A 22,467-nucleotide genomic window follows, 5' to 3' on the forward strand; every position below is an offset into this window, starting at 1 on the left:
ATCCTTCGCTTGTTATTCTCCGGTTAATTCCATGCTGCTGGTGCGCTCGCTCCAACAGCCGGAACCATCCGGAATTAATTCTATGATTTCGACATTTTGAGGCGTCACTTTAGTAATTCGGCCCTGGTACAGACCGAGATAATCCCCGTTGCCCATACGATAAACGCTGCCGTCACTGGTTTCAATCAAGGCCCATATAAGATTCGCTTCACTCAAGGTGCCACGCATCTTCAGATTATCCAACGCATAAGTTTCCAATTTACCCTTATGGCGCTTTAAATCCGGCTGTAAACAATCCGTACGCTGACCCAGGACTTCCTCGGTCAATTCTCTCGAAGGCGGTACGAAAGGACTGCGCATTAACTGCGCCTGATAAGCAAAATGCTCAAATTTGGGTGGCGCTTTCAATGGCGGAATATGGGCCACATGTTGTGCCTTGGTTGTGGTAACAAATAGCTCCAAATCGCTGCGATCGCCAACACAGGCGGTCAAAAAAAAGCAACTGAATATCCACACAGGGAGAAACTTCATTATTTTTTCCCCTTGGTGGTCTGGGTTAATTCAACCCCTTCACGGAAACGATAGGTCTTGGCTAAAATATCCATGACCAGATTATCGTCCTTGTCACGCTTGATCGCAAAATCATGCAGACTGACGATTCGGGGCAATTTGGCGACACCGCTGACCATGCTCCCAAGTTCATGGTAACCGCCTTCGACCGACATTTTTATCGGAAACTCGGTATAAAAATCCCGCTGAATTTCAGATTCCCAATCTATGCTGCGGATCTTCAAGCCTGCATCTGTTGCCACAAAGGTCAGATCGTCCAGCAGGCCGGGCATTTCATTCTCCGACGGCAGCATTTTCAACAGCTCGGCGAACTGGGCCTCCAGCACCACCAACTGCTCCCGATACAGCTTGAGATTCGCCGCCAGACGATACTTGTTGGCAAAGTCTTCCCTCAATTGGATTTCTTTATCCTGCTCGGCATTGAGTACGTCTATCGCATCTGACATGAAGAAAAAATACCCGCCGACCAGCACTATCAGGGCAAGAAAACCGGCGAATACGACTTTAACCTGGCGCGGCCAGCCGCCAATATTATCAAAGTCGATATCATTGAATTGGCTCAGATCGAGTTTCATTGACTCGCTCCCTTGGTCGCTGCCGCATCGGATACTGCGGTATTATCATTCACTGTCACCCTCAGACTAAACCTTTGTAACTGCCGCAAGGCTTCGTTCTGTGTCACTATGGACTGCATGCTGGGCTCGGTGAGCCAGGTGGAGGCTTTAATCTTGCGCATCATGTTGGCCACATTGTTATTGGATTCGCTGCGGCCTTCTATCCACAATAAACTGCCTTTCTTTTCGACGCTGGAAAGATAAATTCCCGGTGGTACTATGCGTACCAATTCATCCAAAACATGGGTGGGTAAATTACGGGACTGTTGCAGATTTAAAATAATATCCGTGCGTCTTTCTATATCTTTTTTACGCTTATTTATTTCCCTTATTTCGGCGATCTGTGTTTCCAACAATTGAATTTCAGATTGCAAATAACCATTACGGGATCTTTGATTTTCAGTCATCATATCGATCAGACTCAAAACCAAATAAACGACAATGACGGCCCCTAAAAAAACCATGGCCAAGACACCGAAATAGTCGCGTTTTTGTTTTTCCCTGGCTTCATCACGCCAGGGTAAAAGATTTATGTTCGCCATTGAGCATAACTCCTGAGCGCCAGACCACAAGCGACCATGTATTTATTACTGTTGGGCTCCAGCGTTTGCCTCACGGCCTCGCTGGCTTGCAGACAACCCAGGAAGGGATCTGCCACCACAGTCGGGATCCCAAGTTCATTGGCCAGCAAATTGGCCAACCCTTCCAGTTTAGCCGAGCCGCCACACAGCAGCATGGCACTCACCTTCTCCTTGCCGCTGGAGGTGGTATAGATTTGCAGGGTACGCTTGATCTGCTGCAACAGCTGGGTCTGAAAGGGAGCCAGGACCTCCAGCAAATAGTTCCTGGGCAAATCCCCCTCCAACTTGGCTTTCTCCGCCTGTTCATAGGGCATGCCATAGAAGGAAGCGATGGCCTGGGTGTATTGATCGCCGCCAAACGCCTGCTCACGAATGAAGCTGGTTTCCCCCTCCTCGACCACGGAAAAAGTCACCATGCCGGCGCCTATGTCGACCAAGGCCACGGCCTGACGCTGCGCTTCGGGCAGCTGCCCCAGCACCAACTCGGCCGCCCGCCCCAGGGCATAGGCCTCCACATCGACCACCTTGGCCTCGACACCTATCCCTTCCAGGGCATCCAGCCTGGCATCGATATTCTCGGTGCGGCAGGCGCTCAACAGCACGTCCACCTTGGTCGGGTCCGTGCTGTTAACATTCAGGGTTTCGAAGTCTATGCTGACTTCATCGAGCGAATAGGGGATCAGGTTATCGGCTTCTATCTCTATCTGAGCCTCCTTCTCTTCCTCACTCAGGGCGGCATCCATATAGATGACCTTGGTCATCACCGCCGAGCCGGACACGGCGACGGCGGCGTACTTGACGCTCTTGGGAAACTTGGCCTTCACCTGGCGCAGACAGTCGATCACCGCATCCACATCGCGAATGTCATGATCTGTTACCGCGCCCTTCTTCACAGGCACAGCGGCATGGTTCAGCACCTTATAACCATCGGCCGTCTTGCTCAGCAGTATCGCTTTAACTTCATGGGAACCTATATCGATTCCCATCATCTGCGGGGCCTGACGCTTCCATAAATTTGAAAGCATAATCGGGATCACTTTTATTAAAAATTTAAGAAGAGATTAGCACAAAATCAATTTGTTAATGACATTTGTATTAGATGTTTTTGCATTTTACAACTGCTATTTTTTTGACTAATAATCGATATTTTTTTGACGCCATGTTTTTGCTTCACCAAGGGGGATTCGCCTTATATACTGTTGCTCCTGGTTAAATATTTGGAACAATCTGGTGAAGTGGTTAAAACGTATAATTATCGCACTATTCAGTCTGGCCTTGTTAGGCATAGGCGCCATCGCGGCGGCGTACTTTTATGTTTTGCCCGATCTGCCGGATGTGGCGACCCTGAAGTCGGTCAAGCTGCAAACGCCACTGCGTATCTACAGCCATGACGGCAAGCTCATCTCCCAGTTCGGTGAGAAGCGCCGCATTCCGCTGAAATTGGCCGATGTCCCCAAGCCGCTGTTGCAGGCTTTCATCGCCACCGAGGATAACCGTTTCTACGAGCATAACGGCATAGATCCCATAGGCGTCGTCAGGGCGGCGCTGGTCATGTTAACCACGGGCGAGAAGAAACAGGGTGCCAGTACCATCACGATGCAGGTGGCGCGCAACTTCTTCCTCACCCGCGACAAGACCATAATTCGTAAGGTAAAAGAGATCTTCATCTCACTGCATATAGAGCAACTGCTGACCAAGGATGAAATCCTCGAGCTCTATATCAACCGCATCTACCTGGGGCAGCGAGCCTACGGCGTCGGCGCGGCCGCTCAGGTCTATTATGGCAAAGAAGTGCAAGACCTGACACTGGCGGAGATGGCAGTCATAGCTGGTATGCCCAAGGCACCCTCGACCATGAACCCCATCACCTCACCATCCAGGGCGCTCAACCGGCGCAATACAGTGTTGATGCGGATGCACGAAGTCGGCTACATCAACCAGAGCGAATACCAGGAAGCACTGCAGCAACCCATCACCGCCAAGTACCACGGCGCCGAGCTGGATCTCTATTCCCCCTATGTGGCCGAGATGGCCAGGGACTACATGGTGCAGAAATACGGTGAAGAGGAAGCCTATACCGGCGGCTACAACGTCTACACCACCCTGGACTCTGGGTTGCAGCTGTTGGCACAGGAGGCGCTGCGAGACAATGTGTATGCCTATGACGAGCGCCATGGTTATCGTGGGGCCGCCGCCGTGTTATGGACGGACACTCAGTTGCCGCAGGAAGCCATAATCTCAGCATTGGCCAAGATTGCCCCGATTCAGGGCATCTACCCGGCCGCGGTGATTGCCGTCGGGGAGCAGGATGCCCAGGTACTCAATGCCGCCGGCGAGACCCAAACCCTGGATTGGGCCGGACTCAGGTGGGCCAGGCCATTCATTTCCGACAAGCGTCAGGGCACCCCACCCAAGCGGGCCACTGACATACTCAAGGTAGGCGAACGCATCTGGGTGCGCGACAACGGCCAATACCTGCAGCTGTCGCAGCTGCCACAGGTGGCCAGCGCCACAGTGTCGCTGGACCCCATGACGGGCGCCATTCGCACCCTGGCCGGCGGCTACAGCTTCAGCCAGAGCCAATACAACAGGGTGACCCAGGCCAAGCGCCAGTTGGGCTCCAACATCAAGCCCTTCATCTATGCGGCGGCATTGGAGAAGGACTATACCCTGGCGACCCTGATCAACAACGCCCCCATCAACAAGCCCGACACCCGTCAGGGCACCGCCTGGCGGCCGAAGAATTCACCCGATATCTATGGTGGACCGACCCGGCTCAAGGTAGGCCTGGCCCAATCGATCAACGTGATGTCGGTCAGAACCCTGAGGCATGTCGGCCTGAATGCCGTCATCGCCGAACTGACCAAGTTTGGTTTCGATCCCGACGACCTGCCCAGAAACGAATCCCTGGCGCTCGGCTCGGCGTCTGTGACCCCGCTGCAGGTCGCCACCGCCTTCAACACCTTCGCCAACGGCGGCTATCTGGTCGAGCCTTACTACATAGACAGAGTAGAAGACGCCTATGGCAACCCGGTCGAACAGGCCTCGCCGGCGCTGGCCTGTCAGCCACCCGCCGCGACCGAGGCGCCCGAGGCAGAAGCAGATCCTTTTGCCCAGCTGGCGGCCGAGTCGCTGCCCGGCTCAGGGGTTCCCGCCACTGAGCCAGCAAGCCAGGACGATACCGCGGCCCAATGCGGCGCCCCAGGCGCGCGTTACGCCCCCCAAGTCATCTCGGAGCAGACGGCGTTTCTGATCACCAGTGCGCTCAAGAGCGTGATCTGGGGCGGCGGCGACTGGAGCAAGGGCACGGGTTGGAATGGCACCGCCTGGCGTGCGGCCAGGCTGATCAAACGCCATGACATAGCCGGCAAGACGGGGACCACCAACGAGTCCCGCGATACCTGGTTCAGTGGTTTCAATCCGACTCTCACCAGCACCTTCTGGGTCGGCTTCGACGATCATGGCCGGGAACTGGGCCGGGTCAGCTGGGATCCCGGCGCCGCCAAAGATCAGATCTCAGGTGCCGAAGCCGGTGCCAAGACGGCGGGGCCAGGCTGGAATGAATTCATGCTCCATGCCCTAGATGGCACCCAGGAAATCGCCGGCATCCCGCCCAAGGGGCTGGTGTCCGTGCGCATAGATCTGGCGACGGGTAAACTCAGCCGCAAGACAGATCACACCAGCGAGTTCGAGTACTTCATCTCAGGTACCGAACCCAAGGAATACATCACCGAAGGCCAGGACGACAGCAACATCTTCATCGCCACCCCGGAAGAAGATCTGTTCCAGTAATCGGCCTTGGGACGGCAAATCCAGGCCACAAAAAAGCGCGATTGAATCGCGCTTTTTTTATGCTTGCTCGCCAGCCTTACTTGGCCCGCTTGGCCGCCAGTGCCTGTTGCACCTGCTTGGCCGCCAGTGCCTGTTGCACCTGCTTGACCGCCGTACCGCCCAACACGTCACGCTTGCCCAGGCAGGCTGCTATGGTCAGATGCGGATACACATCCTCGGCGATAACAGCGGCAAACTCCTGCAACTCGGCCAGGGGCAGCGCCTCTATCGGCTTTTGGGCCGCGATGGCATGCACTACCACCTCACCCACCACATGGTGCGCCTCACGGAATGGCATCCCCTTGGCAACCAGGTAATCGGCCAGCTCGGTGGCGTTGGCATAGCCTTGCTGCGCCGCCAACAGCGCATTGGCCCTGTTGACCTTGAGACCATCGAGCACCAGGACCGCCATCTCCAGACAGATGCCCCAGCTGTCGACCACATCGAACAGGCCTTCCTTGTCTTCCTGCATGTCCTTGTTATAGGCCAGCGGCAGCGCCTTCATAGTAGTCAGTATGCCCACAAGATTGCCGTAGACACGCCCCGTCTTGCCGCGGATAAGCTCCAGCGCATCCGGATTCTTCTTCTGCGGCATCAAGGATGAGCCTGAGGTCACCCGATCGCTGAGCTCGATGAAATTGGCTTCGCCCGAGTTGAAGAAGATCAGGTCTTCCGCCATCCGGCTCAGGTGCATCATGCCGATGGACGCCGCGCCGCAGAGTTCGACCACATGATCCCTGTCCGAGACGCTGTCGAGACTGTTGAGGGTCGGCGCGGCGAAGTTCAATGCCGTCGCCAGCGCATGCCTGTCTATGGCATAGGCGGTGCCCGCCAGTGCACCCGAACCCAATGGGCAAGTGTTGGCGCGCTTGAGGGCGTCCTGCATCCGTCCCAGGTCGCGCTCGAACATCTCCACATAGGCCAGGCACCAATGACCGAAGGTCACGGGCTGGGCCCGCTGCAGGTGGGTGTAGCCGGGCATGACGGCGTCGAGTTCCCGCTCGGCCAGCGCCAACAGGGCGCCGTGCAGCGCCTGCAAGCCTGCTATCAGGGCCGCGCCTTCGGTCTGACACCAGAGCTTGAGATCCGTCGCCACCTGATCGTTGCGCGACCGCCCAGTGTGCAGCTTCTTGCCCAAGTCACCGACGCTGGCGATCAGTTGCTGCTCGACGAAGCTGTGAATGTCCTCGGCGCCCGAGGCCAGAATGAGCTCCGGGTTAGCGCTCACTTCGGCGAGCAAGTCCCGCAGCGCCTGTTGCAAGCGGCTGCACTCGTCCTGGGTCAGGACCCCGGCCTGGGTAATGGCGGCGGCCCAGGCGATGGAACCCTGCACATCCTGCTCGAACAGCCGATAATCCACGGGCAAAGAATCGTTGAAAAGTTTGAACAGCGCGCTGGTTTCGCCGCTGAATCTGCCACCCCATAAGGCCATGCTGAATCCCTCTTGTTGCTGCGATTGCAATCTAGAAAAAAAGGGGCGCCAGGCGCCCACTCGAGTTTAGTCGTCTATCCTACTTGGCATTCATGGCCCTGATGCGGCTGGCCAGGGAATACAGGCGGATGAAGCCTTCGGCATGTTTCTGATCATAGACCTGATCTTCACCGAAGGTGGCGAAGGCCTCGGAATACAGGCTATTGGGTGAGCGCTTCTTCACCGCAGTGGCCTGGCCCTTGTAGAGCTTGATGACCACTTCGCCGTTGACCGATTCGGCCAGCGACTCGGACGCCGCCAGCAAGGACTTGCACAGCGGGGTGAACCAGCGGCCGTCATACACCAGGTGGGCCATCTGCGCCGCCACCTGCTCACGCCAGTCGCGGCTGGTCTTGTCCAGCACCAGCTCTTCTATGGCGCGCAGCGCGGCAAACATCACGGTGCCGCCCGGGGTCTCGTAGCAGCCGCGGGACTTCATGCCCACCAAGCGGTTCTCGGTAATGTCGACCCGGCCGACGCCATGGGCCGCGGCGATGGCGTTGAGCTTCATCAGCGCACCATAGGGGCTCAGGGCTTCGCCATTGACCTTGATGATGCGGCCCTTTTCGACGTCCAGCGACACATACTCGGCTTCGTTGGGGGCATCCTCGGGGGCCACTGTCAGGGTCCATACCCCTTTACTCGGCTCGTTCCAGGGATCTTCCAGCTCGCCGCCCTCGTGGGAGATATGCCAGGCGTTGGCATCACGGCTGTAGATCTTGGTCAGGGACGCCGTGGTCTTGATGTTGCGTGCGGCCAGGTAGGCGAGCAAGTCTTCACGGCTCTGCATTTCCCACTCACGCCAGGGGGCTATCACTTTCAAGTCCGGCGCCAGGGCGGCGAAGCACCCTTCGAAGCGCACCTGATCGTTGCCCTTGCCGGTACAACCATGACACAGGGCGTCGGCGCCCACCTTGCGGGCCACTTCCACCTGGGCCTTGGCTATGATGGGCCGCGCCATGGAGGTGCCGAGCAGATAAGTGCCTTCGTAGATGGCCCCTGTGGCTATGGTGGGGTAGATATAGTCGGCGACAAACTCTTCCTTGAGATCCACTATGTGACACTCGGAGGCGCCGGAGGCCAACGCCTTCTCCGTCAAGCCCACCAGCTCCTCTTCGCCCTGGCCCACGTCGGCGCAGAAGGCGACTATCTCACAGTTGTCATAGTTCTCTTTCAACCAGGGAATGATGGCCGAGGTGTCCAGGCCACCGGAATAGGCCAAAACGACTTTTTTAACGCCAGCGTGTGCTTTTTCTGTAGACATCTTACTTTCCTAATTCCTGTGTCCCTCGGGAGGCGACACGAGTTGATCTCTGTTTTAACTTAGCTTAAAAGTGTCACTAAAACTGCATTTTGTGCATGCATCCGATTCTCTGCCTGTTGCAGTATCAGGGACGCAGGACCATCCATCACCTCATCCGTGACCTCCACCCCTCGGTGCGCCGGCAGGCAATGCATGAAACAGCTGGCCCCGGCCTTGGCCATCAGGGCGGCGTTGACCTGATAGGGACTGAACTTGGCCTTGATGTCGGTCAAGGCGGTACTGTCGCCCATGGAAATCCAGGTATCAGTATAGATGGCGTCATGGCCTTCAATCGCCTCTATGTCCGAGGTCAGGGTCAGCTTGCCGCCGTATTGCTGCGCCAGGGTCTGGGCCTGAGCCACCATGTAGCCATCGGGGAAATGCCCAGCAGGACAGATGACTGTCATCTGCGCCCCCTGAATCGCGGCCCCAAACATCAGCGAGGTGGTGACATTGTTGCCGTCACCCACATAGGCCAGCTTCACCTTGCTGACGTCGTCGAAGCGTTCGGACAAGGTCAGAAAATCGGCCAGCGCCTGACAGGGATGGTAGAGATCCGACAGGGCGTTGATCACAGGTACCCTGCCATGTTTGGCCAGGCCTTCTATGCTGGTGTGGGAAAAGGTTCTGGCCACTATGGCATCGGCCCAGCACGACAGGTTGGCGGCGAAATCTGCTACCGATTCACGCTTGCCCAGGGCACCATTTTGTTGATCCAGGTAGAGGCAATGACCACCCAGCTTGTTGATGCCTATGTCGAAGCTCACCCTGGTACGCAGCGATGGCTTCTCGAACAGCATCACCACGCTCTTGCCATCCAAGGCATGGCGATATTGGCCAGGATCCGCCTTGATCTTCTTCGCCAGCGCCAACAGGGCCAAGAGTTCGTCCTGGGTTAAATCTTGAATCGATAGTAAATGCTTCATCCAGCCTCTCCTAAGGTTGTATTTGAGTTCCTACGGCTTCACCCCTGGCCAGGGCCAGCAATTGTTCGGCATCGCGCCAGGAGGCCACTTGTACCGCCTGGCCCATGCTTTGGGCGACTTCCAGGGCGGCCTCGACTTTGACCTTCATGCCTTTCTCTATCACCCCCTGCTGCACCAGATGTTGGATCTGCGCCTGATCCAGGCTGGGGATCAGCTGGCCCTTGCCGTCCAGCACCCCGGAGACGTCGGACAGGAGTACCAGCTTGCCGCCCACCAGCTTGGCCAACACAGTCGCCGCCTGATCCGCGTTGACGTTGAGCATCTGTCCCTGGTCCGTCATGGCGATCGAGCTGCAGATGGGCAGCCAGCCCTGGGACAGGATGAACTTGAGATAAGTGGCGTCTCCGGGCGCCACCTCACCGACGAACCCCAGACGCTCGTCCTTGATTCTGGCGCTCACGGTATTGCCGTCGGCCAGGCTCATGCCGACACAGGTGATGCCGGCCTGGGTCGCCGCCCCCTGCAGTATCTTGTTGCAGGTGCCCGCCAGCGCCCCGACGACTATGGGGATCTGCTCGGCCGGGGTCACCCTCAGGCCATCCAGCTTGATGGTTTCCATGCCGTTGGCGGCCAGTTGCTGATCCACCAGCACGCCACCGCCATGCACTACTATGACTTGCTGGCCCTGGGCCAGGATCTGCGCCGCGGTCCGCATCAGTCGCGCCATGCCCATCTCACACTGCAACAGGGCACCGCCCACTTTGAGCACTAATACAGGTTTGTTTGTCGTCATCTCAATACTCTCTTAATCCCATTCTCAAACTGACTGTCTGCCACTCTTCCGCTCAGGCTGCATGGCCGCCTAGAGAGCGAAATGTAGCTTGATGCATTGCAACGCCTGACTGGCGGCGCCTTTCATCAGATTGTCTATCGCGCTGGCGACCACCAGGTAACCGCTGGCGGCGTCGAACTTCCATCCCAGATGACAGTTGGGGGTATGCACCACGTCATCGAGTTTGGGGAACTGGTTATGTTTGACAGTCACCAGGGGGGCCGTGTCATACACGCCATAGGCGCTGGCGATGTCGGCCTCTGTGGTACCCGGCTTGAGCTGTACCGTTATGGTCGCCAGAATGCCGCGTTTGAAGTTGCCCAGATGCGGGGTGAAGATGACTTCCTGGCCCAGGTGGGTGGCGATTTCCGGCTGATGCCTGTGGCCAAGCACGCCGTAAGGGGTCAGGCTGACCTCGCAGAAGCTGGTATGCAGCTGCGCCTTGCGCCCGGCGCCCGTGACGCCGCTGACGGCATTGATCACAGGCCGGGCAGGGCCGAGCAGCGCGGCTAACGGCTTGAGTGCCGTCAGGGAGGCGGTCGGGTAGCAACCCGGCACGGCAATCATGCGACTGGCGGCTATCTGCGGCGCATTCCATTCGGCCAGACCATAAACCGCCTCGGCCAATACCTCGGGATGCGTATGCTCGAAGCCATACCACTTGGGGTATTGGGCCGTGTCGGCGAACCTGTAGGCACCGCTGAGATCGAATACCGCCAGACCCTGTTCATAGAACCAGGCGGCCAATTCCAGGCTGACGGCATGCTCTGTGGCCAATACTACGGCATCGGCCTCATCGAGGATTTTTGCCTTGGCCTCTGCTGCCAGCGGGGACAGACAGAGATCTATGTGGCTGTAAACAGGGTAAAGATCCGCCAGGGGCCGCCCCTTGTCCAGGCTGTTTTCCGAGACATAGAGCCCCTGAATCGCCAGCTCAGGCTCGGCATCTATCAGGGAAGTGATCTGGGCGCCCGTGTAACCACTGGCGCCTATAATGGCGATATTTTTCATAGCGTTTAACTTTTCAAAACCAAATAAAAAGAATGGGTTAAAGATGGGCACAATTCAAGTTCGGGCCTCAATCTGCCCTATATCTGCCCTATGCCATAAAGATGTCACTATCGTCGTGGATAGTGTTGCGGCGCTTCCCAGATTTTGATCCCCATGGGAGTGCCGCCCTGGATGGGCTCACACCTTGCTTGATACCTGGCTGGATACCACACGCTTTGATACATAGTTAGGCTCACATCACAAACTTGCAAACAGGGCTCGACTCAACAGACGGCCAGACTAACACAAAACACTAGTTATGCAATATCTGTGAATATATATTTTAAAATATCACATCGACCAGCCTGAAGCAGATCCGAAAATGCCTCATATAACACATGACCTTAGTAAGTATAAAAAAGTTATAAACCGGGAGCTGAGCCCCAAAATCAGATGTGAGTAAGGATGCAAAGCCGCGCAGCCCAGGGCGGCACAGGATTGCCGCCACAGGATGGCGACCTCAAGATGACAAAAACTCATGCGGCCCCAAGATATCCAAGGTTGACCCTGGGGCCCGGGTCTGGGTATTGTGCCTAACCTGGATCTCGACAATAAGCACTTGAGCTTTACTACTCTGGAGTCACTATGGCAGATATGTACGCGTCTTTAAGATCGAATGTAGGCAACCTGGGACAGATACTGGGCGACACCATGCGTACCCATCTGGGCGAGGCCTTCCTCGAGAAAGTCGAGCAGATAAGGCAGCTGGCCAAGCGCTCGCGCCAGGGGGATGAAGCCGCCAGGGAACAGATGCTGGCCCTGCTGACCGCCCTGCCGGATGAAGAGTTGGTCCCCTTCGCCAAGGCCTTCAACCAATTTCTCAACCTGGCCAATCTGGCCGAACAGTTCCATACCATCAGCCGCGACTGTGATGAACTGGTATGCGTGCCGGATCCCGTCGAGCAGTTGCTCGGGCGTCTGCTCCAGGGGCAAACGGATCAGGCCAGGATGCTGGAGTGCCTCGAGAGTTTAGATATAGATCTGGTGCTGACGGCCCACCCGACCGAAATCTCCCGTCGCACCCTGATCCAGAAATATGCCGCCATAGTCGATTGCCTCGCCCAGCAGGAAAACAACCAGCTGTCGGCGCGGGAGAAGGCGCAGCTCACCCTGAGGCTGAGGCAACTCATAGCCCAGATCTGGCATACCAATGAGATCCGCAGCGAACGCCCGACCCCGGTCGACGAGGCCCGCTGGGGCCTGAGCACCATAGAAGCCTCGCTGTGGCAGGCGGTGCCCGACTTCCTGCGCCAACTCAACGATCAGGTGGAGGAACGCACGGGCAAGCAACTGCCAACGGACATGGCACCGGTGCGCTTCTCCAGCTGGATGGGCGGCGATCGCGACGGCAACCCCTTCGTCACCGCCAAGGTGACTCAGGAAGTCCTGTACCGCAATCGCCATGCCGCCGCCAGGCTCTACCTGAAAGACATACTGGCCCTGGTGAACGAATTATCCATGGAAGAGGCCAGCCCTGAGCTGCTGGCCTGCACGGGCGAGAGCCGCGAGCCCTACCGGGATCTGCTGCGCGGCCTGAGGCAGAAACTGCGCAACACGCTGGATTATCTCGCCGCCCGCCTCGAAGGCCACAGTGTCGAGGTCGATGAAGCGACCCTGATCTGGCAGGAGAGGGATCTCAAGGCACCACTTGAGCTCATGTACCGCAGCCTATGCGACTCGGGCATGCGCCTGATCGCCAATGGTCTGCTGCTGGACATACTCAGGCGCATCGCCTGCTTCGGCATACATATGCTGCGGCTGGACATACGCCAGGATGCCGGCCGTCATGGCGACGTCATAGCCGAACTCACCCGCTATCTGGGCATGGGGGACTATGGTCACTGGGACGAGACAGAGAAACAGGCCTTCCTGCTGCGGGAATTGACCAATCGCCGCCCCCTGCTGCCGGTCAACTGGCAGCCATCTGCCGAGGTCGCCGAGGTGCTGGACACCTGTCGCCTGGTCGCCAAACATCCCGCCAGGGCCCTGGGCTCCTATGTGATCTCCATGGCGAGCAAGCCCTCGGATGTGCTGGCCGTGCTGCTGTTGCTCAAGGAAACCGGCTGCAGCCATCCCATGCGGGTGGTGCCCCTGTTCGAGACCCTGAGCGATCTCAACAACGCCGCCGATTGCATCACGGCGCTGCTCAAGCTCGACTGGTATCGCGGCTACACCCAGGGTATGCAGGAAGTCATGATAGGCTATTCCGACTCGGCCAAGGATGCCGGGGTGATGGCCGCCGCCTGGGCCCAATACAGTGCCCAGGAACAACTGGTGGCCGTGTGCAAGCAGGCCGGGGTCAAGCTGACCCTGTTCCATGGCCGGGGCGGCAGCATAGGCCGTGGCGGCGGTCCGGCGCATGAGGCTATCCTGTCGCAACCCCCCGGCTCGGTCGATGGCCGTATCAGGGTAACTGAGCAGGGCGAGATGATCCGCTTCAAGTTCGGCCTGCCCAAGCTGGCGGTCCAGAGCCTGGCGCTCTACACCTCGGCCGTGTTGGAGGCGACCCTGTTGCCCCCACCCGCACCCAAGCAGGAGTGGCGCGACTGCATGCAGCGGATCGCCGCCGAATCCGTCACCTCCTATCGCGCCATAGTGAGGGAAGAGCCCGATTTCGTCGCCTATTTCCGCGCCGCCACCCCTGAAGTCGAGCTGGGACAGCTGCCGCTGGGCAGTCGTCCGGCCAAGCGCAGGGTCGATGGCGGCATAGAGAGCCTGCGTGCCATTCCCTGGATCTTCGCCTGGTCGCAGAACCGACTCATGCTGCCGGCCTGGCTCGGTGCCGGCGAGGCACTGCAGGCGGCGGCGGATAGGGGCGAGTTGCCGCTGTTGCAGGAGATGGAACGTCAATGGCCCTTCTTCAACACCCGCATCTCCATGTTGGAGATGGTCTACGCCAAGGCGGAGCCTAACCTGGCACGCTATTACGAGGCCTGCCTGGTGCCCAAGGCGCTGCACCACCTGGGCGAGACCCTGAGGAACAGGCTGGAACTCGGAATTAAGGCCGTGTTGACCCTGACCCGGTCCGACAGCCTGATGGCACACACACCCTGGAATCGCGAGTCGGTGAAGCTGCGCAACCCTTACATAGATCCGCTGAATTTCCTCCAGACCGAACTGCTGGCCCGTACCCGCAAACACAGCGCCGACTCCCCCGCGTCCGAGCATGTGCAACTGGCACTCATGTTGACCATTGCCGGGGTCGCGGCGGGCATGAGAAACACAGGATGATGACGCGACTCAAGCGGCTCCTGAGGCTGACATCGGCCTGGCTCCCCCTGGCGCTGCTTTTGGGACTGAGTGGCTGTGCCAGCCAATACAGCGTCAGCCAACGCGAGGTGGAGCAATACCTGAACAGGGAGATCCACTTCGAGGTCACAGAAGGCAGCGGCCCCATCAAGGTCGACATACGCCTCAACGACATAAGGGTCACCCTGGGTCATAAGCCGGATACCATGGCGGTGACCGCCATGACCCGGCTGTCGCTGCACACCCCGCTGTTTCCGCTCAGGGCCAGCCTGAGTGCCAGCTTCGAGGCCAAACCTTGGTACGACAGCCAGAGCCATGGGGTGTATCTGAGGGACTTGAATCTGGTGGGGGTCGAGTCCAGTCCCAAGGATCTGGGTCAGGCCCTCAGCCGGGCGACGCCGCAACTCATGAGTTTCCTGCGTCACTATCTCGAGACCCAACCCGTGTATGTCCTGGATACCAAAGACAGCAATCAGGCGCTGATGGCCAAGATGGCCAAGAGCCTGGAGGTCCAGCCCGGCAAGCTGGTGTTGCAACTCAAGTAACAGGCCAGGCTCCGCCCCGCCCAGAGCCGGCGACAACCCGGACATACAAAAAAGCCTTCCACCAGTGGAAGGCTTTTTCAGCCAAGGGCATTACTTCTTGAATCTTTCCATGGTGCCATAGTCCACTATCACCGCCTGCTCCAGCAGCTCACGCCGCAGCATGTCCAGGGCCACGGCCGCACTCAGGCTGCGCACCAGCTCCCGCGAGCGCCGCGGCAGCTTGAGCATCTGGCTGTAGACGCCGTTGCGGGTCGCCAGCGCTATGGCCACAGTGCCGACCGGCTTGTCTTCTGTGCCGCCATCCGGGCCGGCGACGCCACTGGTGGCCAAGGCAAAATCACTGTCCAGCAGCATGCGCGCCCCCTGTGCCATCTCGGCGACCGTGGCTATGGAAACGGCGCCATAATCGTCCAAGGTGGCGGGATTGACCCCGAGCACCTTGACCTTGGACTCGTTGCTATAGGTCACCAGCCCCTGATGCAGATAGGATGAACTGCCGGGAAAGGCCACCAACTCGCTGGTGAGCATGCCCCCAGTGCAGGACTCGGCCAGGCTCAGGCTGAGCCCCGAGCCCTTGAGTCTGTGGTGAACCTCTTCGGCCAGCGTCGCCCTGTCTTCGGCCACTACCGCCGTGCCCAACACCAGCCTGATATGATTGGTCACCCTGGGCAACAGGCCTATCGCCTTGTCGCCTCTGGCGAAAATCTTGATCTCTATGTGGGGCATGGAGGAGCGGTAGCCCAGGCTGATGCCCTCCGGCAGCTCCAGGGGTTGCAGCTTATCCGCCAACGCCGACTCCCCCTGCCCCAGGGTCAGCAGCTTCTTCACCGCCACCTTGGTGTCCAGGCCAAATTCCTCTTGCAGGAAGGGGATAAACTCCTCCTCGACCATGTGTTTGAATTCGAACGGCACCCCTGGGGTGAAAAACAGCCAGGCACGGTTGAGCCTAACTCTGAAGCCGCAGGCGGTACCCACAGGATTATCCACCATGACGGCGGACTCGGGCAACATGGCCTGCTTGAGATTGCTGGCCGGCATGGCCCTGTTATGACGCTCGAACCAGCCGGTCAGGCGCTCACGCCACTCGGCATTCTCCACCAGGGGTTCCCCCTTGGCCTTGGCCATGGCCAGCGCCGACAAATCATCGCTGGTCGGCCCCAGGCCGCCGTTGACCAAGATCACATCCGCATGCAGGCTGCGCTCCTGGAATACCGCCACCAGATCCTCCAGGCGATCCCCCACTGTCATCCGGCGTTGCATCTCGACGCCGTGATCCATCAGGGCCGCGGCCACCCAGGCGGCATTGGTGTCCAGTATCTGGCCGGCGAGCACCTCTTCACCGGTGCAAATCATTTCTAACTTCATCCCAACTCCTCAGGGTGAATCCCAAATCCGTGCCTCAAACTTAAGGACTTAAGCTTGGCCTTTGCCCTAAGGTAATGGCGCCAAAGGGGAATAGCAAGACAGATACCCAGGGCCGGCAGCCAGGGCTGTAGTCGCAGCTTGCCAGCGGCCTCCCCTGGCGCCGGTCGCGTTAACGCAAGGCATGTTTCTCGGCAGCAGCTTGGCCAGTATTGCTATTCCTCTTATTCCAAGGTTCTCTTATTCCAACATCCTCTAGGCCGGCGAAGCTCTTATTCATTCCAGGAGTCACTGGCGGGGTTAAATAGCCGATACCGGCACCTATGGATATTATCCATGGCCACTGTTACCCTGACTCAGGTTATTTGGGTTACCCCAGACTGCGTAGAATAATTAAAGGGACAGTTAATAATGAAGATTAAGAAAGTATTGAAATGGACCGGCATAGGTTTGGGTTCTGTGCTGCTGCTTGGCGCCAGTTTCGCTTATCACGAGTGGACCGCAGACAAACCCTATTTTGCCAACAACTTCTACAATCGCGCATTCCTCAAGTTTGTGCTCAAGAGCCCGGAATCACTCACTTCCATGGGATTGCTGGATCAAATAGGCATCCATGGCCACAACGCCGACTGGGATGACAACTCGCTGGCCGCCGGCGATGAACAACTCAATTTCCTCGATGAGATCTATCTTGGCCTGAATAATTATCCCGACGCCGAGTTGCCCCAAAACGAACTCATTACCAAGAAGGTGGTCATGGAGCTGTTGGGCGATCCTGTGAAACAACGTAAGTTTCGCTACTACGACTATCCGGTTAATCAATTATTTGGCCTGCAAAACCAAATACCGCGTTTTCTCGATACTTTTCACAGCGTCAAGAGTGCACAGGATGCGACCTACTATATTGCCCGTTTATCCAAAATAGACACCAAGCTTAAGCAAAATATGCAAGGCCTGGTGAAACGCGAAGAACTGGGCATCATTCCGCCCACCTTTGTGATAGACAAGTCCATCGAGATCATGAAGAATTTTGTCGAGCAACCCGCGGAGGAAAACGTCCTCTATGCTTCCTTCAAGGACAAACTCGACAAAGTCACAGACATGAGCCAGCAAACGCGCGCAGACTTTCTGAGCCAGGCGGCGACCGAGATTGAGCAGAGCGTCTATCCAGGCTACCAGAGCTATATCGACTACTTTACCCGGCTGCGCAGTAAATCCAACACGGATGCCGGCGTCTGGAAATTCCCCGACGGCGCAGAGTATTACAACTACCTGCTGCGCACCAATACCACCACCGACATGACAGCCGACGAAATCCACAAAATAGGACTGGCGGAAGTCGAGCGCATTCAAGCCGAAATAGTCGGCATTATGGCTGCCCAGGGTTACGACACCAGCGTCGGCTTCAAGGCCCTGATAGATCAACTAAGCGCAGAAGAGCGTTTCTACTACAGCGACGATGACGCGGGTCGCCAGCAAATATTGACCGACTATGAAAGCATCATCGAGGAGGTCAACGATGGCCTGGGCGATGCCTTCAATATCCGCCCCGCAGCCAAGGTGGTGGTCAAACGGGTACCCGAGTTTTCGGAAAAAACCGCCCCTGGCGCCTATTACAACGGCCCCTCAATGGACGGCTCGCGCCCAGGCATGTTCTACGCCAACCTGTATGACGTGAAAGCCACGCCCAAATACAGCATGCGCACCCTGGCCTATCACGAGGCGGTACCAGGGCATCACTTTCAGATCGCCATTCAAAATGAACTGCAAGACATCCCCATGATCCGCACCCAGGCCAGCTTTACCGCCTATGCCGAGGGTTGGGCCCTGTATGCTGAGCGCCTGGCCTGGGAATTGGGTTTCCAAAAAGACCCATACGACAACATAGGGCGTTTGCAGGCCGAGCTATTCCGCGGCGTGCGCCTGGTGGTCGACACAGGCATTCACGCCAAGCGCTGGACCCGTGAACAGGCCATAAAGTACATGCTCGACAACACTGGCATGGCCGAATCCGATGTCACCGCCGAGATAGAACGCTACATAGTGATGCCGGCGCAAGCCACCGCCTACAAGGTGGGCATGATGGAAATCCTGCGCCTGCGCAGCGAAGCCCAGGCCGCCCTCGGCGATAAATTCAACCTGCGCGACTTCCATGACGTAGTGTTGAAGAATGGCCCAGTCCCCCTCACCCTCCTGCGGGAGCTGGTGATGGATTACATCAAGACCAAACAAGACGCAGCGCTCGGCTAACAGTCAGCCATATTCCCCTGGGCCAGAAACAATTCTGGCCCAGGGTTGCCAGCCAAGTTCCATTCCCCAAACTATTCCCCCAAGTGGTGGACAAGCCAGCAGCCTTGTGGCACTCAATTCCCTCTCGGCCGGCCTTTGATGTAAACCTAGGGGCCGGAAGCCCACGACTTTCTCGGCCGTGAGGCCGTTGTTCAGCATTGATACTCTCGGTAGAGAACTGCATTGCTCACTCTGCATATTGTTTCTGCAAGTGAGTTTGCAACCCATCACCTGCCGTGGGCCTGCGCACTGTTACACCAGTGACACGCAGCAAGTTCATCCCTGAATGCTCTGCGGCGAAGTCCCTTTCGCCGAAGGTCACTGGTGCAACAGTGCCCTCTCTGGTGTTCCTCCTCGACTTTTGAATTCGCACAGAGGTCACTAGCGGCAACCATAGCCACAGAAAACGCCACTCCCCCTTCGGAGTTGCCGAAAAAGGTTGGACGCTTTCGATTAAACAAAAAGGCGTGAACGAGGCATGGATGCCGAGTTAGCCTCAGGTGAGCCAGGGGCTAGAGGAGATTGCTGTTGCGCCCCTATTGGTCGGCTCTTGATTTAAACCTAGGGGCTGAAAGCCCACGACTTTCTCGGCCAAAAGCCGAAGCAAGTCACTCCCCAGGGGGACGCCAACAGGTTCTGCTGCTATGCAGCCCAGTTTCGGCTTATAATCGGCCGTCACTTTGTTCACTCTCAGGTCCAGCATGTTTCATATCGCACTATTCGAGCCAGAAATCGCCCCCAATACCGGCAACATCATCCGCTTATGCGCCAATAACGGCTGTCAGTTGCATCTGATCGAGCCCCTGGGTTTCGATCTGGAGGAGAAGAAGCTGCGCCGCGCCGGGCTGGATTATGGCGATCTGACCCGGGTCAGCCGCCATAAAGACTTCGACGCCTTCCTTGAGGCCATGGGCGACAGGCGCATCATGGCCTGCACCACCAAGGGCAGCAGGCCGCACACTGAGCTGAGCTATGTCGCCGGCGATGTATTGCTGTTCGGCCCCGAGACCCGCGGCCTGCCGATGGAAATCATAGCCTCCATCCCGGCCGAGCAGCGGCTGAAGATCCCCATGGTCGCCAGCAGCCGCAGCCTGAACCTGTCCAACGCCGTGGCCATCATCAGCTACGAGGCCTGGCGCCAGTTGGATTTTGCCGGCTCGCTCTAGCCTGGCACACGCATGCCACCTGACCCTTGGCATTCCCCGGGCGTTACCGTGGATTCTTGGGGGTTACCGCGGATTCTTGAGCTTGGGCGCGACATAATGGCTGATCACCGGCTTGCTCCCGGGCAGCAATAACCCCAGGATCTGCTGCTGCAAGGCGCGCATGTCGCCCGTTACCCGCTCGTGCTGCCGCAGGTGAGCGAGCCAGGAGTCATCGTTGAAAGATTCGATGAAATGCCCAGGCGACTCAGCATCCTGATACAGGCCCCAGGAAAATGCGCCATTCTGGCGCCTGAGCTTGCCCAGGGCGGCCACCAGCGCCTGAAACTCAGGGACCCTATCCGGCGGCAACTCATACTCTATGGTCACCAGTACCGGGCCGGCATCATGGCTCAGGGCATCGTTGCTCGGCGCCGAGGGCCAATGCATGGAAGGGCTCAAGTCGAGCTCCTCCATGCCGCCAAGGTGCCAGCGCCGGGTCAAGATCACAGAGAGCAGCGCGCCGACCGAGGCCAAGGTCAGAGACTGGCTTAGGCTCAACAGCTCGGCCAGCTTGCCCCAGACCAGGCTGCCCAGCGCCATGGAACCCATGAAGACACACATGAACAGGGCCAATCCCCGGGAGCGCACCCAATTGGGCAACGCCAGCTGCGCCGTGACTTGCAGGGATGAGAGCACAGTCAACCAGGCGACACCGCTCAAGGCCATCACAAGTGCCAGGACCGGCAAGTGCTGCAGGGTCGCCAGGCCATACAGGCAGCCGGCATAGAGCAGGCTCGCCAGCGTCACCAGCAGGTTGCGGGAAAGCCTCAGCCTGAGTCTGGGCAACACCAGGGCGCCGCAAACTGCGCCTGCACCGACGGCGGCAACCAAGAGGCCGAAGCTCTGGGGCCCGCCGTCCGGCAGCCGCTTGGCCACCAAAGGCAGGAGCGCCCAGGCAGCACTGGCAAACAGGGCGAAACCCACCCCTCTTATGGCCGCGGCCTGCAATGCCGGCGCATGCCTGGCGAAACGCAGCCCGGAGCGCATGGCGCCCAGCATCCTCTCGGCGGGCAGTTGGCTGACGGCCGGCCGCCGTTGCCATCCAGTCAATACCCAGATCACCCCAAGATAGGAAACGGCATTGAGGGCGAATACGGCGCCGCTGCCGGCAAACGAAACTATGACGCCGGCGAGTGCCGGGCCTATGGCCCTGGCGACATTGATCCCCATGCTGTTGAGGGCGATGGCGGATGGCAGCGCCTCGCGGGGCACCAACTCGGGCACTATGGCCGCCCAAGCCGGCATCAGCATGGCCGAGCCTATCCCCATGGCGAAGGTCATGCCGACCAGCAGCCAAGGGGTGATGACCCCCAGCTGCGTCACCAGAGCCAGGCTGCCGGTCACTATGACCATGAACAGCTGCACCAGGATCAGGTGACGGCGCCGATCTACGATGTCCGCCAGGGCCCCGGCCGGCAATGCCAGCAGGAATATCGGCAAGCTGGTCGCAGTCTGCACCCAGGCGACCATCAGCGCCGATGACGACAACTGGGTCATCAGCCAGCCGGCGCCTATGTCATGCATCCAGGTGCCTATGTTGGACGCCAGAGTGGCTATCCAGAGCGCCCGAAACACTGGGATACCCAAGGGCGCCCAGGCCGAGCCGCCGGCCGTCTCCCCGGACGCCTGCCCCTTAGTTCCCGCCATGCTTGAGACTCCGCCCGCTATTCGGGCAGAGGAATGAATTCCTCTGCATCACCCGGCACCTTGGGAAAACGTCCCGCCTGCCAGTCCCGTTTGGCCTGCTCTATTCGCTCCTTGCGACTGGAGACGAAGTTCCACTCTATGTGACGCTGACCCAAGCTTTCCCCGCCTATGATGGCGATACGGGACTCCTCCACGGCCTCCACCACCACCCCGGCGGCACTGGAAAACACCGCCATGGAATGCAGCGGCAACAGCGTGTCGCGCGCCTTGAGCTCGCCGTAGGCCACATAGAGGCCGCGCTCGGCGGCATCCGGCAGCAGCAGCGACTGCCCCGCCTGCAGATGCGCCTCCAGGTATAAGGTTTCGGCATAGGTTTTCACCGGCGACGTGACCCCGTAGGCCGTGCCCATCATCACCCGCACAGGCACCCCGGCCACTGTGACCGAGGGGATCTCGGCATTCGGATAATGGTAGAAGGCAGGCTCAATTTCCTCACACGCCTGCGGCAACGCCAGCCACAGCTGCAGGCCATGCAGCCTATGGGGCACACGCCGCACTTCGGGGCGCTCCCGCTCCGAATGCACCAGGCCACTGCCGGCCACCATCAAGTTGATGTCGCCCGGACGGATCGCCTGCACGCTGCCGAGGGAGTCACGGTGCAAAATTTCCCCCTCGAACAGATAGGTCACAGTGGCGAGATTGATATGCGGATGCGGCCGCACATTGATGCCCTCACCGGCGGGAAACTGCGCCGGCCCCATATGATCGAAGAAGATCCAGGGGCCGATCATCTTACGTTCCGTCGTCGGCAGTGAACGGCGCACCGAAAAACCGCCCAGGTCTTTGTCTCTGGGCCGAATGAGCAGCTCTATTGCCCCGCAGCCGGAAAGCAGCTCACACTCGAGTTCGGGTTGTCTCACTGTATTACTCATAGTCGCCTTCTCCTGTCGTAGTAAGCCCACATACCAGCAGCCATTCATGGCTATCCGCCC

General features: G+C 58.4%; 17 protein-coding genes. 5 read left to right on the top strand and 12 right to left on the bottom strand.

Features of this window, described 5'->3' with window-relative positions; translation table 11 throughout:
* Positions 1–12 precede the first annotated feature (12 nt).
* Genes LZP73_RS07435 through LZP73_RS07450 form a run of 4 tightly spaced genes read right to left on the bottom strand, consistent with a single transcriptional unit; the run spans position 13 to position 2,790 of the window.
* Positions 13–531, bottom strand: a complete 519-nt coding sequence (locus LZP73_RS07435) for a pilus assembly protein PilP (protein ID WP_169563774.1) — start codon at positions 529–531, stop codon at positions 13–15.
* Complete coding sequence (locus LZP73_RS07440) at positions 531–1,145, bottom strand: type 4a pilus biogenesis protein PilO (RefSeq protein ID WP_234233856.1); 615 nt, start codon at positions 1,143–1,145, stop codon at positions 531–533. The genes LZP73_RS07435 and LZP73_RS07440 overlap by 1 nt, the downstream gene beginning before the upstream one ends.
* Positions 1,142–1,726: a PilN domain-containing protein gene (locus tag LZP73_RS07445; protein WP_234233859.1), complete on the bottom strand. Its 585-nt coding sequence runs from the start codon at positions 1,724–1,726 to the stop codon at positions 1,142–1,144. Before LZP73_RS07445 ends, LZP73_RS07440 begins: the two co-directional genes overlap by 4 nt.
* On the bottom strand, positions 1,714–2,790 hold the full coding sequence (locus LZP73_RS07450; protein WP_234233860.1) for a pilus assembly protein PilM: 1,077 nt from the start codon (positions 2,788–2,790) through the stop codon (positions 1,714–1,716). The genes LZP73_RS07445 and LZP73_RS07450 overlap by 13 nt, the downstream gene beginning before the upstream one ends.
* Positions 2,791–2,995: 205 nt before the next feature.
* Here LZP73_RS07450 and LZP73_RS07455 point away from each other — a divergent pair, with 205 nt between their 5' ends.
* Positions 2,996–5,557, top strand: a complete 2,562-nt coding sequence (locus LZP73_RS07455) for a penicillin-binding protein 1A (RefSeq protein ID WP_234233862.1) — start codon at positions 2,996–2,998, stop codon at positions 5,555–5,557.
* Positions 5,558–5,633: 76 nt separating this feature from the next.
* On the opposite strand, the gene argH is transcribed toward LZP73_RS07455, so the two are convergent.
* The 5 genes from argH to argC all read right to left on the bottom strand — a co-directional run bounded on the left by argH (position 5,634) and on the right by argC (position 11,139).
* A complete protein-coding gene (gene argH, locus LZP73_RS07460; RefSeq protein WP_234233864.1) occupies positions 5,634–7,028 on the bottom strand; it encodes an argininosuccinate lyase in 1,395 nt (464 codons plus the stop codon).
* Positions 7,029–7,107: 79 nt separating this feature from the next.
* On the bottom strand, positions 7,108–8,331 hold the full coding sequence (locus tag LZP73_RS07465) for an argininosuccinate synthase (RefSeq protein WP_234233866.1): 1,224 nt from the start codon (positions 8,329–8,331) through the stop codon (positions 7,108–7,110).
* A 59-nt stretch (positions 8,332–8,390) separates the two neighbouring features.
* On the bottom strand, positions 8,391–9,296 hold the full coding sequence (locus LZP73_RS07470; RefSeq protein WP_234233868.1) for an ornithine carbamoyltransferase: 906 nt from the start codon (positions 9,294–9,296) through the stop codon (positions 8,391–8,393).
* Positions 9,297–9,306: 10 nt separating this feature from the next.
* Entirely contained in the window at positions 9,307–10,089 is a 783-nt protein-coding gene (argB, locus tag LZP73_RS07475) for an acetylglutamate kinase (RefSeq protein ID WP_234233870.1), read from the bottom strand.
* A gap of 69 nt (positions 10,090–10,158) precedes the next feature.
* Positions 10,159–11,139 carry an N-acetyl-gamma-glutamyl-phosphate reductase gene (gene argC / locus LZP73_RS07480; protein ID WP_234233871.1) on the bottom strand — a complete coding sequence of 327 codons (981 nt, stop codon included), beginning with the start codon at positions 11,137–11,139 and terminating at the stop codon, positions 10,159–10,161.
* Positions 11,140–11,763: 624 nt separating this feature from the next.
* On the opposite strand from argC, the gene ppc reads away from it, so the two are divergent.
* On the top strand, positions 11,764–14,409 hold the full coding sequence (gene ppc, locus LZP73_RS07485; protein ID WP_234233872.1) for a phosphoenolpyruvate carboxylase: 2,646 nt from the start codon (positions 11,764–11,766) through the stop codon (positions 14,407–14,409).
* The gene (locus LZP73_RS07490) at positions 14,406–14,972 is read left to right on the top strand and encodes a DUF1439 domain-containing protein (protein WP_234233873.1); all 567 of its coding nucleotides are present in this window, start codon (positions 14,406–14,408) and stop codon (positions 14,970–14,972) included. The genes ppc and LZP73_RS07490 overlap by 4 nt, the downstream gene beginning before the upstream one ends.
* 90 nt (positions 14,973–15,062) lie before the next feature.
* On the opposite strand, the gene LZP73_RS07495 is transcribed toward LZP73_RS07490, so the two are convergent.
* A complete protein-coding gene (locus LZP73_RS07495; protein ID WP_234233874.1) occupies positions 15,063–16,337 on the bottom strand; it encodes a CinA family nicotinamide mononucleotide deamidase-related protein in 1,275 nt (424 codons plus the stop codon).
* A gap of 408 nt (positions 16,338–16,745) precedes the next feature.
* On the opposite strand from LZP73_RS07495, the gene LZP73_RS07500 reads away from it, so the two are divergent.
* Both LZP73_RS07500 and LZP73_RS07505 read left to right on the top strand, forming a co-directional pair.
* Positions 16,746–18,584, top strand: coding sequence for a DUF885 domain-containing protein (locus tag LZP73_RS07500; protein WP_234233875.1), 1,839 nt, complete (start codon positions 16,746–16,748; stop codon positions 18,582–18,584).
* A gap of 740 nt (positions 18,585–19,324) precedes the next feature.
* Positions 19,325–19,789, top strand: a complete 465-nt coding sequence (locus LZP73_RS07505) for a tRNA (cytidine(34)-2'-O)-methyltransferase (RefSeq protein WP_234233876.1) — start codon at positions 19,325–19,327, stop codon at positions 19,787–19,789.
* A gap of 63 nt (positions 19,790–19,852) precedes the next feature.
* Here the strand turns inward: LZP73_RS07505 and LZP73_RS07510 are convergent, their stop codons facing one another.
* Positions 19,853–21,475 (bottom strand): MFS transporter, encoded by a 1,623-nt coding sequence (locus LZP73_RS07510; protein WP_234233877.1) that lies wholly within the window; start codon positions 21,473–21,475, stop codon positions 19,853–19,855.
* A 17-nt stretch (positions 21,476–21,492) separates the two neighbouring features.
* Positions 21,493–22,407 carry a pirin family protein gene (locus LZP73_RS07515; protein ID WP_234233879.1) on the bottom strand — a complete coding sequence of 305 codons (915 nt, stop codon included), beginning with the start codon at positions 22,405–22,407 and terminating at the stop codon, positions 21,493–21,495.
* Positions 22,408–22,467 lie beyond the last annotated feature (60 nt).

It is taken from the genome of Shewanella sp. AS16 (genome assembly GCF_021412365.1).
In the GTDB taxonomy this organism is placed as follows: domain Bacteria; phylum Pseudomonadota; class Gammaproteobacteria; order Enterobacterales; family Shewanellaceae; genus Shewanella; species Shewanella salipaludis.

Excerpts from the sequence above, each read along its gene's own strand:
- LZP73_RS07515 (WP_234233879.1), bottom strand. The coding sequence starts at position 22,407 with ATGAGTAATACAGTGAGACAACCCGAACTCGAGTGTGAGCTGCTTTCC.
- LZP73_RS07505 (WP_234233876.1), top strand. The coding sequence starts at position 19,325 with ATGTTTCATATCGCACTATTCGAGCCAGAAATCGCCCCCAATACCGGC.
- LZP73_RS07490 (WP_234233873.1), top strand. The coding sequence starts at position 14,406 with ATGATGACGCGACTCAAGCGGCTCCTGAGGCTGACATCGGCCTGGCTC.
- LZP73_RS07465 (WP_234233866.1), bottom strand. The coding sequence starts at position 8,331 with ATGTCTACAGAAAAAGCACACGCTGGCGTTAAAAAAGTCGTTTTGGCC.
- LZP73_RS07470 (WP_234233868.1), bottom strand. The coding sequence starts at position 9,296 with ATGAAGCATTTACTATCGATTCAAGATTTAACCCAGGACGAACTCTTG.
- argB (WP_234233870.1), bottom strand. The coding sequence starts at position 10,089 with ATGACGACAAACAAACCTGTATTAGTGCTCAAAGTGGGCGGTGCCCTG.
- LZP73_RS07445 (WP_234233859.1), bottom strand. The coding sequence starts at position 1,726 with ATGGCGAACATAAATCTTTTACCCTGGCGTGATGAAGCCAGGGAAAAA.
- LZP73_RS07500 (WP_234233875.1), top strand. The coding sequence starts at position 16,746 with ATGAAGATTAAGAAAGTATTGAAATGGACCGGCATAGGTTTGGGTTCT.
- ppc (WP_234233872.1), top strand. The coding sequence starts at position 11,764 with ATGGCAGATATGTACGCGTCTTTAAGATCGAATGTAGGCAACCTGGGA.
- argC (WP_234233871.1), bottom strand. The coding sequence starts at position 11,139 with ATGAAAAATATCGCCATTATAGGCGCCAGTGGTTACACGGGCGCCCAG.
- LZP73_RS07510 (WP_234233877.1), bottom strand. The coding sequence starts at position 21,475 with ATGGCGGGAACTAAGGGGCAGGCGTCCGGGGAGACGGCCGGCGGCTCG.
- LZP73_RS07450 (WP_234233860.1), bottom strand. The coding sequence starts at position 2,790 with ATGCTTTCAAATTTATGGAAGCGTCAGGCCCCGCAGATGATGGGAATC.
- argH (WP_234233864.1), bottom strand. The coding sequence starts at position 7,028 with ATGGCCTTATGGGGTGGCAGATTCAGCGGCGAAACCAGCGCGCTGTTC.
- LZP73_RS07435 (WP_169563774.1), bottom strand. The coding sequence starts at position 531 with ATGAAGTTTCTCCCTGTGTGGATATTCAGTTGCTTTTTTTTGACCGCC.
- LZP73_RS07440 (WP_234233856.1), bottom strand. The coding sequence starts at position 1,145 with ATGAAACTCGATCTGAGCCAATTCAATGATATCGACTTTGATAATATT.
- LZP73_RS07495 (WP_234233874.1), bottom strand. The coding sequence starts at position 16,337 with ATGAAGTTAGAAATGATTTGCACCGGTGAAGAGGTGCTCGCCGGCCAG.